Raw genomic sequence first — 1,048 nt, forward strand, 5'->3', positions numbered from 1 at the left:
CACCTCTCATGACGATCGCTGTAGGACGCGCGCCACAGCGGGGATGGTTCGACGTCCTCGATGACTGGCTCAAGCGCGACCGCTTCGTATTCATTGGCTGGTCTGGCATCCTTCTTCTTCCAACGGCCTACTTGGCCATTGGTGGCTGGCTGACCGGCACCACTTTCGTGACCTCCTGGTACACCCACGGCATTGCCTCCTCGTACCTGGAAGGTTGCAACTTCCTTACCGCTGCTGTGTCCACCCCCGCTGATGCGATGGGTCACAGCTTGCTTCTCCTCTGGGGCCCTGAAGCCCAAGGTGATTTTGTTCGCTGGTGTCAGCTCGGTGGTCTTTGGGCCTTCGTTGCTCTGCACGGCGCCTTCGCTTTGATCGGCTTCATGCTTCGCCAGTTCGAAATCGCTCGTCTGGTTGGCATCCGCCCTTACAACGCCATCGCCTTCTCCGGTCCGATTGCGGTGTTCGTCAGTGTCTTCCTGATGTATCCCCTCGGCCAGAGCAGCTGGTTCTTCGCGCCCTCCTTCGGTGTGGCAGCGATCTTCCGCTTCCTCCTCTTCCTCCAGGGCTTCCATAACTGGACCCTGAACCCCTTCCACATGATGGGCGTCGCCGGCATCCTCGGCGGTGCACTGCTCTGCGCCATTCACGGCGCCACCGTGGAAAACACTCTGTTTGAGGACGGTGAGCAGGCCAACACCTTTAAGGCGTTCGAGCCCACTCAGGAAGAAGAGACCTATTCCATGGTCACCGCCAACCGCTTCTGGAGCCAGATCTTCGGTATCGCCTTCTCCAACAAGCGCTGGCTGCACTTCTTCATGCTGTTCGTGCCTGTGATGGGCCTGTGGACCAGCTCCATCGGCATCATCGGCTTGGCCCTCAACCTGCGCGCCTATGACTTCGTGTCACAGGAAATCCGCGCTGCAGAAGATCCCGAATTTGAGACCTTCTACACCAAGAACATCCTTCTGAATGAAGGTCTGCGTGCCTGGATGGCACCGGCTGACCAGCCGCACGAAAACTTCGTCTTCCCTGAAGAGGTTCTGCCCCG

Annotated in this window: 1 protein-coding gene; it reads left to right on the plus strand. The window is 58.9% G+C overall.

What is annotated here, in order from left to right; all coding sequences use genetic code 11:
- Window positions 1-8: 8 nt before the first annotated feature.
- The coding region (gene psbD, locus DXY29_RS00970; RefSeq protein ID WP_115022136.1) for a photosystem II D2 protein (photosystem q(a) protein) at window positions 9-1,048 on the plus strand (1,040 nt) is incomplete at its 3' end.

It is taken from the genome of Synechococcus sp. UW69 (genome assembly GCF_900474185.1).
Classification (GTDB): domain Bacteria; phylum Cyanobacteriota; class Cyanobacteriia; order PCC-6307; family Cyanobiaceae; genus Parasynechococcus.